The organism is Pseudomonas sp. 05N431 (assembly GCF_056397005.1).
In genome coordinates this window covers 73,733-88,751 of sequence record NZ_JBFTMN010000012.1, presented here as the reverse complement: position 1 = coordinate 88,751, position 15,019 = coordinate 73,733, and the positions used below count along the sequence as shown (strand labels likewise).

General features: G+C 60.0%; 15 protein-coding genes and 1 tRNA gene. 12 read left to right on the top strand and 4 right to left on the bottom strand.

Annotation, left to right across the window (positions count from 1 at the left end; all coding sequences use genetic code 11):
- The first annotated feature begins 30 nt into the window (after positions 1-30).
- Together ygfZ and AC1DIG_RS20640 are read left to right on the top strand one after the other, a co-directional pair.
- Positions 31-972, top strand: a complete 942-nt coding sequence (gene ygfZ / locus AC1DIG_RS20645; RefSeq protein ID WP_477768772.1) for a CAF17-like 4Fe-4S cluster assembly/insertion protein YgfZ — start codon at positions 31-33, stop codon at positions 970-972.
- 36 nt (positions 973-1,008) lie between these two features.
- Positions 1,009-1,830 carry an HDOD domain-containing protein gene (locus AC1DIG_RS20640; RefSeq protein ID WP_477768771.1) on the top strand — a complete coding sequence of 274 codons (822 nt, stop codon included), beginning with the start codon at positions 1,009-1,011 and terminating at the stop codon, positions 1,828-1,830.
- Between the two features lie 119 nt (positions 1,831-1,949).
- On the opposite strand, the gene AC1DIG_RS20635 is transcribed toward AC1DIG_RS20640, so the two are convergent.
- A complete protein-coding gene (locus tag AC1DIG_RS20635; RefSeq protein ID WP_477768770.1) occupies positions 1,950-3,335 on the bottom strand; it encodes a sensor histidine kinase in 1,386 nt (461 codons plus the stop codon).
- Positions 3,328-3,999, bottom strand: coding sequence for a response regulator (locus AC1DIG_RS20630; RefSeq protein WP_019692544.1), 672 nt, complete (start codon positions 3,997-3,999; stop codon positions 3,328-3,330). Before AC1DIG_RS20630 ends, AC1DIG_RS20635 begins: the two co-directional genes overlap by 8 nt.
- 235 nt (positions 4,000-4,234) lie before the next feature.
- Here AC1DIG_RS20630 and AC1DIG_RS20625 point away from each other — a divergent pair, with 235 nt between their 5' ends.
- From AC1DIG_RS20625 to AC1DIG_RS20605, 5 genes are read left to right on the top strand one after another with little or no spacing between them, the layout of a single operon-like run.
- Positions 4,235-5,527, top strand: coding sequence for an OprD family porin (locus AC1DIG_RS20625; RefSeq protein ID WP_477768769.1), 1,293 nt, complete (start codon positions 4,235-4,237; stop codon positions 5,525-5,527).
- A 54-nt stretch (positions 5,528-5,581) separates the two neighbouring features.
- Positions 5,582-6,571, top strand: a complete 990-nt coding sequence (locus AC1DIG_RS20620) for a Bug family tripartite tricarboxylate transporter substrate binding protein (RefSeq protein ID WP_427536727.1) — start codon at positions 5,582-5,584, stop codon at positions 6,569-6,571.
- Positions 6,572-6,629: 58 nt separating this feature from the next.
- The gene (locus AC1DIG_RS20615; RefSeq protein ID WP_477768768.1) at positions 6,630-7,088 is read left to right on the top strand and encodes a tripartite tricarboxylate transporter TctB family protein; all 459 of its coding nucleotides are present in this window, start codon (positions 6,630-6,632) and stop codon (positions 7,086-7,088) included.
- A gap of 1 nt (position 7,089) precedes the next feature.
- On the top strand, positions 7,090-8,604 hold the full coding sequence (locus tag AC1DIG_RS20610; protein ID WP_477768767.1) for a tripartite tricarboxylate transporter permease: 1,515 nt from the start codon (positions 7,090-7,092) through the stop codon (positions 8,602-8,604).
- A complete protein-coding gene (locus tag AC1DIG_RS20605; RefSeq protein ID WP_477768766.1) occupies positions 8,597-9,634 on the top strand; it encodes an AbrB family transcriptional regulator in 1,038 nt (345 codons plus the stop codon). The genes AC1DIG_RS20610 and AC1DIG_RS20605 overlap by 8 nt, the downstream gene beginning before the upstream one ends.
- A gap of 96 nt (positions 9,635-9,730) precedes the next feature.
- Here AC1DIG_RS20605 and ung read toward each other — a convergent pair whose 3' ends face one another.
- Positions 9,731-10,423, bottom strand: a complete 693-nt coding sequence (gene ung, locus AC1DIG_RS20600; RefSeq protein ID WP_477768765.1) for a uracil-DNA glycosylase — start codon at positions 10,421-10,423, stop codon at positions 9,731-9,733.
- A gap of 131 nt (positions 10,424-10,554) precedes the next feature.
- On the opposite strand from ung, the gene AC1DIG_RS20595 reads away from it, so the two are divergent.
- A complete protein-coding gene (locus AC1DIG_RS20595; protein WP_477768764.1) occupies positions 10,555-11,667 on the top strand; it encodes an enoyl-CoA hydratase/isomerase family protein in 1,113 nt (370 codons plus the stop codon).
- Between the two features lie 53 nt (positions 11,668-11,720).
- On the opposite strand, the gene AC1DIG_RS20590 is transcribed toward AC1DIG_RS20595, so the two are convergent.
- On the bottom strand, positions 11,721-12,137 hold the full coding sequence (locus AC1DIG_RS20590; RefSeq protein WP_477768763.1) for a hypothetical protein: 417 nt from the start codon (positions 12,135-12,137) through the stop codon (positions 11,721-11,723).
- Between the two features lie 280 nt (positions 12,138-12,417).
- On the opposite strand from AC1DIG_RS20590, the gene AC1DIG_RS20585 reads away from it, so the two are divergent.
- From AC1DIG_RS20585 to AC1DIG_RS20570, 4 genes are all read left to right on the top strand, one after another.
- Complete coding sequence (locus AC1DIG_RS20585; protein ID WP_477768762.1) at positions 12,418-12,624, top strand: cysteine-rich CWC family protein; 207 nt, start codon at positions 12,418-12,420, stop codon at positions 12,622-12,624.
- A gap of 37 nt (positions 12,625-12,661) precedes the next feature.
- A complete protein-coding gene (locus AC1DIG_RS20580) occupies positions 12,662-13,354 on the top strand; it encodes a pseudouridine synthase (RefSeq protein WP_477768761.1) in 693 nt (230 codons plus the stop codon).
- Positions 13,355-13,666: 312 nt separating this feature from the next.
- Positions 13,667-14,551, top strand: coding sequence for an alpha/beta fold hydrolase (locus AC1DIG_RS20575; protein WP_477768760.1), 885 nt, complete (start codon positions 13,667-13,669; stop codon positions 14,549-14,551).
- Between the two features lie 248 nt (positions 14,552-14,799).
- Positions 14,800-14,873, top strand: a tRNA-Gly gene (locus tag AC1DIG_RS20570).
- Positions 14,874-15,019: the final 146 nt, after the last annotated feature.

Here is a 15,019-nt window from a genome sequence, read left to right as displayed (position 1 = left end):
TCCTCCAGACTCTTTACCCTGCGATGACCCATGGCCGATTCTGCTTTTTTCTGCACCTTGTCCCATGAAGGCGTGCTCGCCGTTCGCGGCTCCGACGCCAGCAAGTTCCTTCAGGGACAATTGACCTGCAACCTCAATTACCTGAGCGAAACCCAGGCCAGCCTTGGTGCACGCTGCACCCAGAAAGGCCGCATGCAGTCGAGTTTTCGCATCCTGCTGGAAGGTGACGGGGTTCTGTTGGCGATGGCCAGCGAGTTACTGGAGCCACAACTGGCGGACCTGAAAAAATACGCGGTGTTCTCCAAATCCAAGTTGACCGACGAAAGCGCTGCCTGGATTCGCTTTGGCCTGCAGCACTCAGAAGCCGTCCTGTCCGGTCTGGGCCTGGCGCTTCCCCGGGAAGACGGCGCAGTTGCCCGCGCGGGCGGCCTGATTGCCATTCGTGTGTCATCCGATCGCGTCGAACTCTGGGCGGCAGCCAGTCAGGCCGACACCTTGCACAACACGCTGGCCGCGCTGCTGCCTGAAGGCAATCTGAACCAGTGGCTGCTCGGGCAGATCCGCGCCGGCATCGGCCAGGTGATGCCGCAGACCCGCGAGCTGTTCATCCCGCAGATGCTCAATCTGCAAGCAGTGGGCGGCGTGAGCTTCAAGAAAGGTTGCTACACCGGCCAGGAAATCGTCGCGCGCATGCAGTACCTGGGCAAACTCAAGCGTCGTTTGTATCGCCTGCAACTCGACAGCACCGAACTGCCCGAGCCAGGCACCGCACTGTTTTCGCCAACCCACGGCAGTTCCATTGGTGAAGTGGTGATCGCAGCGCACGCCGAACAGAACATCGAGCTGTTGGCGGTGCTGCAAGCCGAAGCCGCCGACAGTGGCGACGTGCACCTTGGCGCTCTGGAGGGCCCGGCCCTTCACCTGCTCGACCTGCCTTACCAACTGGATCGTGACCTCGAGATCCAGCGTTAACTGCAGCATTTTTTTGCAATGCCCTAGAGAAACTAAATGAGCGAGCTGGCGGAAAAGGTCCAACAGGATTTGGTTGAGGCCATCGATAACGATGACCTGGTTCTGCCAACATTGCCGGAAGTGGCCTTGCAGATTCGCAAGGCCGCCGAAGACCCGGAAATCAGCGTCGCCGACCTGAGTAAAGTCATCGGCCGCGACACCGCGTTGTCCGCGCGATTGATCAAGGTGGTCAACAGCCCGTTGCTGCGTGCCGCTCAAGAGGTGACCGACCTGCACACGGCAATCACCCGACTGGGTATCAACTACAGCAGCAACCTGGCTATCGGTCTGGTAATGGAACAGATTTTCCATGCCCGCTCCGAGGTGGTGGAACAGAAGATGCGCGAAGTCTGGCGCAAGAGTCTGGAAATCGCCGGTGTCAGCTATGCGCTGTGCCGCACTCATACCCAATTGAAACCGGATCAGGCGGCCCTTGGCGGGCTGGTGCATCAGATCGGCGTGCTGCCGATTCTGACCTACGCCGAAGACCACTACGAGCTGCTGTCAGATCCGGTCAGCCTCAACCACGTGATCGAACACATTCATCCGCTGCTCGGTGACAAGTTGCTACAGGTCTGGGAGTTTCCGGAAATGCTGGTGAAGCTGCCGGGGCTGTATCTGGACTTCAAGCGTCAGTCCAAGCAGGTCGATTATGTCGACCTGGTGCAGATCGCCAGCCTGTATTGCCACAAGGACACCGATCATCCGCTGTCCCGAATTGATGTACTCGGCGTGCCGGCGTTCAAAAAGCTGGGGATTGATCCAGAGAACACGGCGATGTGCAGCGATCTGGGTGAGTCACGATCGATGTTCTACTGATCAGGAAACCGCAGCGCCCCTATCGCGAGCAAGCTCGCTCCCACAGGATTTCCGACACACAGGGGATCCAATGTGGGAGCGAGCTTGCTCGCGATAGCGCCAGAACAGGCACGAAAAAATTACCCGGCGATAAAACTGACCCGAACCTTCAACCCGGCCTGCGCACCATCGTGCAGACTGATCTGGGCCAGATGGGCGCGGCAGATTTCACCGACAATCGCCAGGCCCAGGCCTGAGCCCGCCACCTGCTGATTCCGCCGGTAGAAGCGCTCGAACACCCGGTCGCGCTCCTCAAGCGGTATCCCCGGCCCATCATCCTCGACTTCCAGCACTGCGGGCGCACTGACGCGCAAGATCACATTGCCGCCGGGGGGCGTGTGCGCCAAGGCGTTATCCACCAGATTGCTCAACAGTTCATTCAACAGCGTTGGCTCGCCGCGCAGCCATACCGGCTCCTCAGCTTCCAACGCCAACGCGACGCCCCGTGCGTGGGCCAACGGCGCCATGGCCATGCCCAGTTCGCGAGCCAACTGACTCAGATCGAGCAACTGCGCCCCACCCTCGGCAATCGCCCGCGCGCCGTTCTCAACGCGTGCAAGCGACAACAATTGATTCGCCAAATGAGTCAGCCGATCGGTGCCCTGAGCGGCGCTCTCCAATGTATTTCGCCAAGTGTCGGGCTCGCTCGCCCGCAGCCCTAATTCGAGCCTTGCCTTGAGGGCTGCCAACGGCGTTCGCAACTCATGGGCGGCATCGGCGATGAACTGCGCCTGGCGCTCGAACTGCCCGCGCAAGCGCTCGGTAAAGTGGTTAAGGGCGCGCACCAGCGGCCACAATTCGCGTTGCACCTCCACCAGTGGCAAAGGCCGCAGATCATCCGATTGCCGCTCCTCCACCACCGTGCGCAAACGCTCGAGCGGGCGCAGTGCCGCGCTCACCGCAAACCACACCAACAGCAACGCCCCCACTGCCAGCATACCCAGACGCAGCAAGGTATCGGTCATCAGGCTGCGAGCCATGCGGACACGAGCCTCGTCGGTTTCCGCCACGCGGATTTCCGCCATGCCATTCATGTTCGGTTCGGTCACCGGCTTGAGCAGGCTCACCACCCTCACGTTCTGCCCTTGGTAAATGGCGTCATAGAACCGCGCCAGCGCTGGATAATCGTCGGTTCGCGGCGTGCCTGGCGGCGGGCCGGGCAGGTTTTCGTAACCGGAAATCAGCTGCTGATGGATGTCGTTGACCTGGTAGTAAATGCGCCCGGCGCTGTCGTAGGCGAACGTGTCCAGCGCCACGTAAGGCACATCGGCGCTAAGGCTGCCATCGCGCTGGGAAAGACCGGCGGCGATAGTTCGCGCCGAGGCCAGCAAGGTCCGGTCATACGCCGTGTCGGCGGCTTCGCGACCATTCCAGTAGGCACTCAAACCGCTGGCGATCATCAGCACCACCAGCAGCAGTGCGAGGTTCCACAGTAGCCGCCAGCGCAGACTGCCGGGCTTATGCATCACGGGCTTCCAGCAGGTAACCGAGCCCCCTGAAGGTCACGATTGCTACTGCATGGCCGTCGAGTTTCTTGCGCAAACGGTGGACGTAGATTTCGATGGCGTCCGGGCTGGCCTCTTCGTCCAGACCAAACACCTGGGAGGCAAGCTGCTCCTTGCTCATCACTCGCCCAGGGCGCGCAATCAACGCCTCGAGCACCGCTTGCTCACGGGAAGTCAGGGTCAGCAGCTCATCGCCGAGGGTGAAGCGCCGTGTGTCCAGGTCATACACCAACACGCCGCAGCGTTGCTGACGCTCGCCGCCGAGTACGCTGCGGCGCAACAGCGCCTTGACCCGCGCTTCCAGCTCGGTCAGCTCAAAGGGTTTGGCCAGGTAGTCATCGGCGCCAAGGTTGAGCCCGTGAACCCGATCCTTGACGTCGCTGCGGGCGGTCAGCATCAGCACCGGCAAATTCTTGCCGCGACTGCGCAACCGCGCCAGCACCTCGAAACCGTCCATGCGCGGCAAGCCGACATCGAGGATTGCCACCGCGTATTCCTCGCTGTTCAAGGCCAGGTCGGCAGCCACCCCATCGTGCAGCACATCGACGGTCAAACCAGTGCTCTTGAGCGCTTGGGCGACACTTTCGGCCAGCTGCAGATGGTCTTCAACGAGAAGAACACGCATGGATTTATTACCTCGTTTGGGGATGGTCGACGCCATTCTTTGGCGCGGAGTTTACAGCCGCATCCGCCACTGTGAAGCCCGAAAACCGTGAAAGTCAGCTGAAAGGTTAGAGAAAGGTTAGCCCGTTAGAGTCCAGCCACGGACCGTTTCGACTGCCGTGACCATGAAGAGCTGTAACCGAAAAACGCCTCGAAGCGTTTTCGCCAAATAAGAACAATAAACGGAGTATTTCAGCATGCTGTCCACACAGCCTCAGGCTTGTCCGCCTGCGCGTTTTTCCCGCCTTGGTTCCACCGCCCTCGCCAGTGCCGCCGCCCTCGCCGGCTTTTCGCCCGTCAGCCAGGCTGCCTTCTTCGAAGACAGTAGCGCGACCCTCGAAACCCGCAACATGTACTTCAACCGCGACTTTCGCAGTGGCACCAGTGCCCAGCAATCCAAGCGTGACGAATGGGCCCAGGGCTTCATGCTCAACGTACAGTCAGGCTACACCGACGGCACCGTGGGTTTTGGTGTCGACGCGCTGGGCATGCTCGGGGTCAAGCTCGACTCCAGCCCCGACCGTACCGGCACCGGCCTGCTGCCGACCCACGATGACGGGCGTGCCGCCAATGAGTACTCCAAACTCGGCCTGACCGGCAAAATGAAGATCTCTGCCACCGAATTGAAAGTCGGCAGCCTGATCCCCGAACTGCCAACCCTCAAGCCCAACGACGGACGCATTCTGCCGCAGACCTTTGAAGGCGGCCTGGTGACCTCAAAGGAAATCAAGAACCTGACCTTCACCGGTGGACGCCTGGATAAAGCCAAGGACCGTGACAGTACCGATTTCGAGGACATCGCCCTCAACAACAAGAACAGCCGTTTCGCTGGCACAGTACCCGGCACACATTTCGATTTCGGCGGTGTCGACTACAAGTTCACCGACAAGATCACCGGCAGTTACCACTTCGCTCAACTGGGCGAGGTCTACAACCAGCACTTCCTTGGCCTGGTCGCTTCGCAACCGTTCGGCCCAGGTACTTTCGCCACCGACCTGCGTTTTGCCGTCAGCAATGACCAGGGCCAGGCCCGCGGCGGCAAGATCGACAACAAATCCCTCAACGGTCTGGTGAGTTATGCCTTGAGCGGGCATAAACTCACCGCCGGTTATCAGCACATGTCCGGTGACAGCGCCTTCCCGTATGTCGACGGTGCTGACCCGTATTTGGTCAACTTCGTACAGATCAACGACTTTGCCGGCGCCGAAGAACACTCCTGGCAGGCGCGTTACGACTACGACTTCGCCAAGCTCGGGGTTCCGGGCCTGAGCTTCATGACCCGTTACATCAGCGGTGACAATATCAAGCTGAAAAACGGCGCCACCGGCGAAGAGTGGGAACGCAATACCGAGATCAAATACGTGGTGCAAAGTGGTGCCCTCAAGGACGTCGCCGTGCGTCTGCGCAATGCCACCTACCGCTCCAACTACTCCGCCCGTGACGCAGATGAAGTGCGTTTGCTGGTGAGCTACAGCGTTGCCCTTTGGTAATTGATTCAACGAACGACAGCTCCTACACAACAACAACTCCTGTGGAGACGAAAAATGGACTTATCACTGCGTAAAGTTGCATTAGCCGCCAGCTGCCTGCTGTTCGCCGGCCCACTGTTCGCCGACGTCGCCGGCGAGCCCAAGCGCCCGGAATGTATCGCCCCGGCATCCCCCGGCGGTGGCTTCGACCTCACCTGCAAGCTGGCGCAAAGCGCGCTGGTGAACGAGAAAATCCTGACCAAACCGATGCGCGTGACCTACATGCCCGGCGGTGTTGGCGCAGTAGCTTATAACGCCGTCGTCGCCCAGCGCCCCGCCGATGCCGGCACGCTGGTGGCGTGGTCCAGCGGCTCGCTGCTGAACCTGGCCCAAGGCAAGTTCGGACGCTTCGACGAAAGTGCCGTGCGCTGGCTGGCAGCGGTGGGCACCAGCTACGGCGCCATCGCGGTGAAAAGCGATTCGCCCTACAAGAACCTCGACGATCTGGTTCAGGCGTTGAAGAAAGACCCGAGCAAAGTGGTGATCGGTTCCGGCGGCACGGTGGGTAGCCAGGACTGGATGCAAACCGCGCTGATCGCCAAGGCCGCCGGGATCAACCCGCGCGACCTGCGTTACGTCGCCCTCGAAGGTGGCGGCGAAATCGCCACGGCGTTGCTCGGTGGTCACATCCAGGTCGGCAGCACCGACATCTCCGACTCCATGCCGCACATCCAGAGCGGTGACATGCGCCTGCTGGCCGTGTTCGCCAACGAGCGTCTGGACGAGCCGGAAATGAAGGACATTCCGACCGCCAAAGAGCAAGGCTACGACATCGTCTGGCCAGTGGTTCGGGGTTTCTACCTCGGGCCAAAAGTCAGCGATGCGGAATACGCCTGGTGGAAAAACGCCTTCGACAAACTGCTGGCTTCGGAAGACTTCGCCAAGCTGCGCGATCAGCGTGAACTGTTCCCGTTCGCCATGACCGGGCCAGAGCTGGACACCTACGTGAAGAAGCAGGTAGCGGACTACAAACTGCTGGCCAAAGAGTTCGGCCTGATTCAGTAATCGCCTCTGTCTCGAGGCCAGCCCCTTGCGCATCAAGGGGCTGGCCCAGGAGTTTGTCATGCTCTTACAACGTATTTTTGCCTCGGTGCTGTTACTGGCCTGTCTGGGCCTGGCACTGATGGCTTGGCCGTATCAAGCGGCTTTTTCCTATGAACCCGTCGGCCCCAGAGCCTTTCCGCTGTTGATGCTCGGCTTGATGAGCGTGGCACTGCTGTACATGGTGTTTCGCCCTGCGCCGATCAAACACAGCGAAGACGAGCCGCCACTGGACCGCGAAACCCTGACCAAGATCGGTATCTGTGTCGTTCTGCTGCTGGTGTTCGCCGGAACCTTCGAACCGCTCGGGTTCATTGTTTCGAGCATCCTCATCGGCGTACCGATGGCCCGTTTGTATGGCGGTCGCTGGTTGCCCAGCGTGGTGATCATCAGCTTGATGAGCGTCGGTCTGTACATGCTGTTCGACCGATTGATGGACGTGCCACTGCCGTTGGGTCTGCTCGACGTTCTGGAGAACTGATATGGATACCCTTAACTACCTTGGCCAGGGCTTCGGTGTCGCACTGACCCCATACAACCTGGCCACCGCGTTGTGCGGCACCCTGATCGGCACCGTGGTCGGCCTGTTGCCGGGTCTTGGGCCGATCAACGGCGTGGCGTTGTTGATCCCGATCGCGTTCGCCCTCGGCCTGCCACCGGAGTCCGCGCTGATCCTGTTGGCGGCGGTTTACCTGGGTTGCGAATACGGCGGACGGATCAGCTCGATTCTGTTGAACATTCCGGGCGAAGCGTCCACCGTCATGACCACCCTCGACGGCTACCCCATGGCTCGCCAGGGCATGGCCGGGGTGGCACTGTCGTTGTCGGCCTGGAGCTCGTTCATCGGCGCCTTCATCGCCACCTGCGGCATGGTGCTGTTCGCCCCGCTGCTGGCGAAATGGGCCATTGCCTTCGGCCCGGCGGAATACTTCGTGCTGATGGTCTTCGCCATTGTCTGCCTCGGTGGCATGGCCGGTGATCGACCGCTGAAAACCTTCATCGCCGCGCTGATCGGGTTGTTTCTGTCGTGCGTCGGGATCGACGCCAACAGCGGCGTGTACCGTTTCACCGGAGACAACATCCACCTCACCGACGGTATTCAGTTCGTGGTGTTGGTGCTGGGCCTGTTCTCCATCAGCGAAATCCTCTTGCTGCTGGAAAAAACCCATCATGGCCAGGAAGCCGTGAAAGCCACCGGGCGGATGATGTTCAACTTCAAGGAAGCCGCGTCAGTGTTCGTGGTGAACATCCGTTGCGGCGTACTGGGGTTCATCATGGGTGTGTTGCCGGGTGCGGGCGCGACGCTGGCCAGTGCTGTTGCCTACATGACCGAGAAACGTATCGCCGGCGCCAGTGGCACCTTCGGCCAGGGCGACAAACGTGGACTCGCGGCACCGGAAACCGCCATCGGCGGTGCAGCCTGCGGCGCACTGGTGCCGATGCTGACCCTCGGCGTACCGGGTTCGGGCACCACGGCGGTGATGATCGGCGCACTGTCGCTGTACAACATCACCCCGGGGCCACTGTTGTTCCAACAACAACCGGATATCGTCTGGGGCCTGATCGCTTCGTTGTTTGTCGCCAACGTCATGCTGGTGATCCTCAACATCCCGATGATCCGCATCTTCACCCGCATCCTTGCCGTGCCGAACTGGGCACTGGTGCCGGTGATCGCGATCATTACCGGGATCGGCGTCTACGCCGTGCACGCGACAACCTTCGACCTGTTCCTGATGATCGGCATCGGCATCTTCGGCTACATCCTGCGCAAGCTGGATTTCCCGTTGTCGCCGGTACTGCTGGGTTTCATCCTTGGCGGGTTGATGGAGCAGAACCTGCGTCGTGCACTGTCGATTTCCAACGGCGCGCTGGAGATCCTCTGGTCGAGCCCCATCACTTTCGGTTGCTGGGTACTGACCGCGATCATGTTGCTGATGCCGATCCTGCGCATCTGGCGCAAACGCTCCGTTGCACGGCGTGCAATCGCCGATGTCTGATCGGCCTTTCAAAAGCTGGTGGGGAACCCCACTGGTCGGTCTGCTGGGCGGGTACCTCGCCAGCCAGATCGGCTGGCCGCTACCGTGGATGGTCGGCTCGTTGCTGGCGATCATCCTGGTGCGCTGCCTGACACCCTGGCAATTGGCGGAAATCCCTGGCGGGCGTAAATGCGGCCAGTGGATTGTCGGAATCGGCATTGGTCTGCACTTCACCCCGGTGGTGATCGAGCAGGTCATGCGCCACTTTGGCCTGATCTTCTTCGGGGCGCTGGTCACCAGCCTGTCGGCAGTGGTCGGGGTCTGGTTGCTGCGGCGCACCGGCGAGGATCGCGCCACCGCGTTTTTCTCCAGCATGCCGGGCGGCTCCGGTGAAATGGTCAACCTTGGCGCACGCAATGGCGCCGTGCTCAGTCGCGTCGCGGCAGGGCAAAGTCTTCGGGTGTTGGTGGTGGTGCTGTGTGTACCGGCGGCCTTCAAATACCTGCTCGGGGACGGCGTTCCACAACTGCATTCGGCCAGCGTCGATTGGCGCTGGCTGGCGGTGTTGTTTCCGGCCGGTGCCCTGCTCGCCTGGATCTGGCAACGGTTGCGCCAACCCAATCCCTGGCTGTTCGGCCCGTTGCTGGTGAGTGCGGCGGTGAGCATCGGCTGGGACTTGCACATCGGCCTGCCCCATGGCGGCAGTCAGATCGGCCAATGGCTGATCGGCAGCGGCCTGGGCTGTCACTTCAATCGGCAGTTCTTTCGTCGCGCACCGTCGTTCATGGGCCGGACCCTGATCGGTACGGCGCTGACCATGTTGATCGCCACATTGGCGGCGCTAGGGCTGAGTGCGCTGACCCAACTGGACCTGCGCTCACTGACCCTGGGCATGATGCCCGGCGGCATTGCGGAAATGAGCCTGACCGCTGAAACCTTGCAACTGTCGGTACCTTTGGTGACGGCGATGCAGGTGATGCGATTGTTGTTTGTGCTGTTTCTGGCGGAGCCGCTGTTCAGGTATTGGAACCGGTTGCCGGATTCCGTCTGATAGACCGAGGTGCCCCCATCGCGAGCAAGCTCGCTCCCACAGGATTTCCGACACACAGGGGACCTAATGTGGGAGCGAGCTTGCTCGCGATGCTTTTCAGACCGGAGGCAACCGCCACTCGATCGGCGTCTCGCCATTCTGTTCAAGATACTTGTTGGTGCGGCTGAAGTGCCCGCAGCCGAGGAATCCACGATAGGCAGACAGCGGCGACGGGTGCACCGATGTCAGCACCAGATGCTTAGTGGCATCGATCAGTTTCTGTTTGCTCTGCGCGTGAGCGCCCCATAGCAAAAACACCAGATGGGGCTGATGCTCACTGACCACCTCGATAACCCGATCGGTAAAGTGCTGCCAGCCCTTGCCCGCATGGGCGTTGGCATTGGCCCGCTCCACGGTCATGGTGGTGTTGAGCATCAACACGCCCTGGTCGGCCCAGCTTTGCAGGTAACCGTGGTTCGGGATGTCGATGTTCAGATCACGCTTCAACTCTTTATAGATGTTCACCAGCGACGGTGGCGCCGGCACACCCGGTTGCACCGAGAAACACAAGCCATGGGCCTGACCCGGGCCGTGGTACGGGTCCTGGCCGAGGATCACCACTTTGACCTTGTCCAGCGGCGTCGAATTGAGGGCGTTGAAGATCATCGGCCCCGGCGGATAGATTTCCTTTCCTGCGGCGTTTTCCTGCCGCAGAAACTCGCGCAACTCAGCCATGTAAGGCTGGTCGAATTCGGCACGCAGTGCTTCCTTCCAGCTCGGTTCGAGTTTGATACGGTCTTCAGCAGTCATGGTTACACCCGAGTATTCAATGGGGCGAACCCTAGGAAAGCCCACCGCGCTTGTCAATTGATCTGACGCAGATCCAGCACTTTCTCGTACAGCGATCATACTGAACGTTCAAATCAGTCATCGAGGTCAAAATGAATCTGCACTTCGAAGAACTCACCGGCACGGACGGCGCACGCATCGGCATCGCCAGCCTGGATGCCGAAAAATCCCTGAACGCCCTCTCGCTGCCGATGATCAGGGCCTTGAGCGATCAACTGGAGGCCTGGGCCAAAGAGCCGCAGATTGTCTGCGTGCTGTTACGCGGCAACGGCGCCAAGGCGTTTTGCGCCGGCGGTGAAGTGCGCAGCCTGGTAGAAGCCTGTCGAGCCCATCCCGGTGAAGTGCCGCCCTTGGCCGCACAGTTTTTCTCGGCGGAATATCGCCTTGATTTTCGCTTGCACACCTACCCTAAACCGCTGATCTGCTGGGGCCACGGCTACGTCCTCGGTGGCGGCCTGGGGTTGCTGCAAGGCGCGAGCATTCGCATCGTCACCCCGAGCAGCCGCCTGGCCATGCCCGAAATCAGTATCGGCCTTTACCCGGATGTTGGCGCCAGTTGGTTTTTGTCACGATTGCCCGGCAAGCTCGGCCTGTTTCTTGGTTTGACCGGCGCGCAGATGAACGCACGTGACGCCATTGATCTCGACCTGGCTGACCGCTTCTTGCTGGATGAACAGCAGGAAGAGCTCATCGAAGGTCTGCTGCAATTGAATTGGCAGGAACAAACGCCAATGCAGCTCAACAGCCTGCTCAAGGCCTTGCAACAAGAAGCCGTCGGGCAAATGCCCGAGGCCCAATGGTTGCCACGACGCCAGCAGATTGATGAGTTGCTGGATGTCAGCGATGTACGCTGTGCCTGGCGCGCCATCAGTCTGTTGCGCGATCACCGCGACTTGCTACTGGCCCGCGCAGCAAAAAACCTGCACGAGGGCTGCCCGCTGACTGCTCATCTGGTCTGGGAGCAGATTCAGCGTGCTCGGCACCTGTCATTGGCCGAGGTATTTCAGATGGAATACACCATGAGCCTGAACTGCTGTCGGCACCCGGAATTCAGCGAAGGCGTTCGTGCCCGCTTGATCGACAAGGACCAGAAGCCGCACTGGCATTGGCCGGACATCAACGCGATTCCTGAGGCGGTGGTCCAGGCGCACTTTCATAAGGTCTGGGAAGGTCGACATCCGCTGGCGGATTTGTCGGATTACTGAAATTTCAGGCATAAAAAAGCGGCGCTGAATGCGCCGCTTGTTCGTTGCAAGGCCTAACGGTGGCCGTCCCAATTGCGGCGGCCATCGCGACCATCACGGTCACCATGTCTGTCGTGATCACGCCCGTCACGATGCCCCCGATCATCCCAATCCCGGCGGCCGTGGCCACCCTCTTCGCGATGACCCCAGCCATGGCGGTCGCGGTCATCCCAGCCTCGGCTCTGGTAAACGCGGTACTCGACTCGCGGTGGTGCCTGGTAATAACGCGGCGCTGGCTGGTAGTAGCGCGGCGCTGGCTCGTAGTAACGCACGGGCGGTGAGGAATAATAGGGGCCGCCTCCGTAGTAATAAGCCGGCGCCGGCGAAGTGTAGATCTGAGGGCCGTAATTACCGGGACCTTCGTCGTAATAGGGTACACAAGCAGAAAGCGTCAAACCCAATGAAGCAATGAGAAGAAGTCGACGATACATGGCGGCCTCCTGGACCGCGAATGAGCCATACCAGCGACGCTGGTCAGCGGCAGCCAATTCATCTGGCTGACGAAACATCTGACAGCAAAATCGGAATCTGGTGCGATTTAGAAACAAATTTAAGCAAGTAGCCGATAACGCTTCTCGACCGCTGGAAGCCGGCATGAAATCAGCGGCCCGCCTAACTTGCACCGCCTGTTGTCACACGCCGACCAGGCGATGTACCGTGCCAAGCCTACCGCCCCTAACCGAACCTGCGCAGAAGTGCCCCATTCCATCGATGAATAAACCTGACCTGTGCCCGGCCTGTGGCACCCGCAACGATTGCAGCCTGGCCGACCCGCGAACCGCCGACCAGGCCTGCTGGTGCTATGGCGTGAGCATCGACCCGGCGGTGCTTCTGGCGTTGCCCGCCGAACTGCGCGACCAGTCGTGCCTGTGCCCGCGCTGTGCTCAGGTCGAGTCGCAGCTGCAAGCAGCCCTATAGGGTAAGATGCGCGCCCTTTTCCGATCTGCCGACCGTCATGCGCGTTGACCGCTTCCTCAGCAACCTGCCCCGCTTCAACCGCAAACAGGTGCGTCTGCTGTTGGTCGAACGGCGGATCAAGGTCGACGGGCAGATCGTCAGCGATCCACATTGTGAAGTGCGCGAGTTCAGCCGTGTCGAGTGCGACGACGAAGTGCTGCAAGCCGGCAAGCCACCGCGCTACTTCATGCTGCACAAACCGCCGGGCTGTGTCAGCGCCACTCGCGACCCGGAACACCCGACCGTCCTCGACCTGATCCTTGAGCCTGACAAGGACGACCTGCACATCGCCGGGCGACTGGACTTCAACACCACCGGGCTGATGCTGATCACCAACGACGGTTCCTGGTCGCGGCGCCTGACCCAACCGCAGACCAAACTGCCGAAGGTCTACTACGTCGAAACCGAACAGCCGATAACGCCGGAGTACGCACAGACCTTCGCCCAAGGCCTGTACTTCGCCTTTGAGGATCTCACCACCCAACCTGCCGACCTGGTCGTGCTGGGCGAAAAATCGGCGCGGCTGAGTATCGTCGAAGGCCGTTATCACCAGGTGAAACGGATGTTCGGTCACTTCGATAACAAGGTCTTGCGCCTGCACCGCGAACGCATGGGGCCGCTGGTACTCGACGATACATTGAGACCAGGCGAGTACCGCCCGCTGAGCGCCACAGAGATCCAGCTGATCTGAAGCAAGCGACCGCTGAGCAGAAGTCGTCGAACAATTTACGAACTGCACTTGCGCGATGGCCGCTCCCCTGCTTGAATCAGGACGTCGGCCGAAATGTGACCGGCAAGTCATAACATACTTCTAAGAAACTTTTTGTCGGCAGAGCGCCTCGCAGATTTCACCTATCCCGACAGACTGCCCGCCAATAACAATACCCGTCGACCAGCCTTCACCGGATCGACATGGGCTCAAAAATTCCAGGCGTATGCCTACCTGTCACAAAGCTCGTGCAATCTCATTGCGCGCATACCCGCTTGCCAGGAGTCTTATGACATGAGGCCAGAAATCGCTGTGCTGGATATACAAGGTCAGTACCGGGTTTACACGGAGTTCTATCGCGCAGACGCCGCAGAGAAGACCATTATTCTGGTCAACGGCTCGATGGCCACTACTGCATCGTTTGCACAAACCGTGAAAAACCTGCACCCGCAATTCAACGTGGTGTTGTACGACCAGCCTTACGCGGGCAAGTCAAAAGCCCACAATCGGCACGAGAAAATGCTCACCAAGGAAGTCGAAGGACAGATCCTCCTTGAGCTGATCGATCATTTTGCCGCAGAACACGTGATGTCATTCTCATGGGGTGGCGCAGCTACCATGATCGCTCTGGCACAGCGTCCGCGCCGGATCGAAAAGGCCGTGATCAGCTCGTTCTCGCCGGTGGTCAACGAACACATGCGCGATTACCTGGAGCGCGGTGTCGACTACCTCGGCAAGCTTGACCGCGACCGTGTCGGCCATCTGGTCAACAACACCATCGGCAAGCACCTGCCATCACTGTTCAAACGCTTCAACTATCGCCACGTCAGCAGCCTGGCCGAACACGAATACGGGCAAATGCACTTCCACATCAGCCACGTGCTCAACAGCGACCGCATGTGCTACCTCAAGGCAGCCAAGCACATCGACGTGCCGGTGCTGTTCATGAACGGTGAATGGGACGAGTACACCGCTGCCAGCGATGCCCACCTGTTCGCCAGCCATGTGCAACACAGTACGTTCAGCACCATCCGGGCCACCGGGCACTTTCTCGACATGGAGCACAAAGCCGCCTGCCGAGACAGCCGCCATGCACTGCTGGGGTTCCTGAAACCGGCTCATCATGAAGGCCGAACGCGTTCCCACTTCACCCAGGACCACCATGCACTGGCCATTTGAAACAGCGTCCTCGCGAGCAACCTCGTCTTCCTAGGTACACGCACTACTTGCCGGAACGAGGCTTGCCCGCGACAGACCGCAACACGGTTTCAAACCCTGCGTACCACCGCCATCGCCAGCGCTGAGCCCAGCGGCCGACGAGGCCTGCCCCTGCCCGTCAAAACCTGCAAAAACTCACGTAAACACAGATCAGCCAAAGAAAAACTTCAAATCCCCGGCCACATCTGGTACAAAGTCAGCCGCTCTGAGCGGGTGTCGTATAATGGCATTACTCCAGCTTCCCAAGCTGATAACGAGGGTTCGATTCCCTTCACCCGCTCCAATCAGATTTCAGTCTCACGTCGTTTTTTGACGGGGGATGCAGACATAAAAAAACCGGCCTTGATGGCCGGTTTTTTTATGTCTGGAGTTTGGTGGAATCGGGCTCTGAGGCATCTCCCCACTTTTGTCCGTTGTCCGCTGATCGAT

Bases quoted from the DNA above. Each gene is read 5' to 3' on its own strand.
- ygfZ (WP_477768772.1), top strand. From the start codon at position 31: ATGGCCGATTCTGCTTTTTTCTGCACCTTGTCCCATGAAGGCGTGCTC.
- AC1DIG_RS20640 (WP_477768771.1), top strand. From the start codon at position 1,009: ATGAGCGAGCTGGCGGAAAAGGTCCAACAGGATTTGGTTGAGGCCATC.
- AC1DIG_RS20635 (WP_477768770.1), bottom strand. From the start codon at position 3,335: ATGCATAAGCCCGGCAGTCTGCGCTGGCGGCTACTGTGGAACCTCGCA.
- AC1DIG_RS20630 (WP_019692544.1), bottom strand. From the start codon at position 3,999: ATGCGTGTTCTTCTCGTTGAAGACCATCTGCAGCTGGCCGAAAGTGTC.
- AC1DIG_RS20625 (WP_477768769.1), top strand. From the start codon at position 4,235: ATGCTGTCCACACAGCCTCAGGCTTGTCCGCCTGCGCGTTTTTCCCGC.
- AC1DIG_RS20620 (WP_427536727.1), top strand. From the start codon at position 5,582: ATGGACTTATCACTGCGTAAAGTTGCATTAGCCGCCAGCTGCCTGCTG.
- AC1DIG_RS20615 (WP_477768768.1), top strand. From the start codon at position 6,630: ATGCTCTTACAACGTATTTTTGCCTCGGTGCTGTTACTGGCCTGTCTG.
- AC1DIG_RS20610 (WP_477768767.1), top strand. From the start codon at position 7,090: ATGGATACCCTTAACTACCTTGGCCAGGGCTTCGGTGTCGCACTGACC.
- AC1DIG_RS20605 (WP_477768766.1), top strand. From the start codon at position 8,597: ATGTCTGATCGGCCTTTCAAAAGCTGGTGGGGAACCCCACTGGTCGGT.
- ung (WP_477768765.1), bottom strand. From the start codon at position 10,423: ATGACTGCTGAAGACCGTATCAAACTCGAACCGAGCTGGAAGGAAGCA.
- AC1DIG_RS20595 (WP_477768764.1), top strand. From the start codon at position 10,555: ATGAATCTGCACTTCGAAGAACTCACCGGCACGGACGGCGCACGCATC.
- AC1DIG_RS20590 (WP_477768763.1), bottom strand. From the start codon at position 12,137: ATGTATCGTCGACTTCTTCTCATTGCTTCATTGGGTTTGACGCTTTCT.
- AC1DIG_RS20585 (WP_477768762.1), top strand. From the start codon at position 12,418: ATGAATAAACCTGACCTGTGCCCGGCCTGTGGCACCCGCAACGATTGC.
- AC1DIG_RS20580 (WP_477768761.1), top strand. From the start codon at position 12,662: ATGCGCGTTGACCGCTTCCTCAGCAACCTGCCCCGCTTCAACCGCAAA.
- AC1DIG_RS20575 (WP_477768760.1), top strand. From the start codon at position 13,667: ATGAGGCCAGAAATCGCTGTGCTGGATATACAAGGTCAGTACCGGGTT.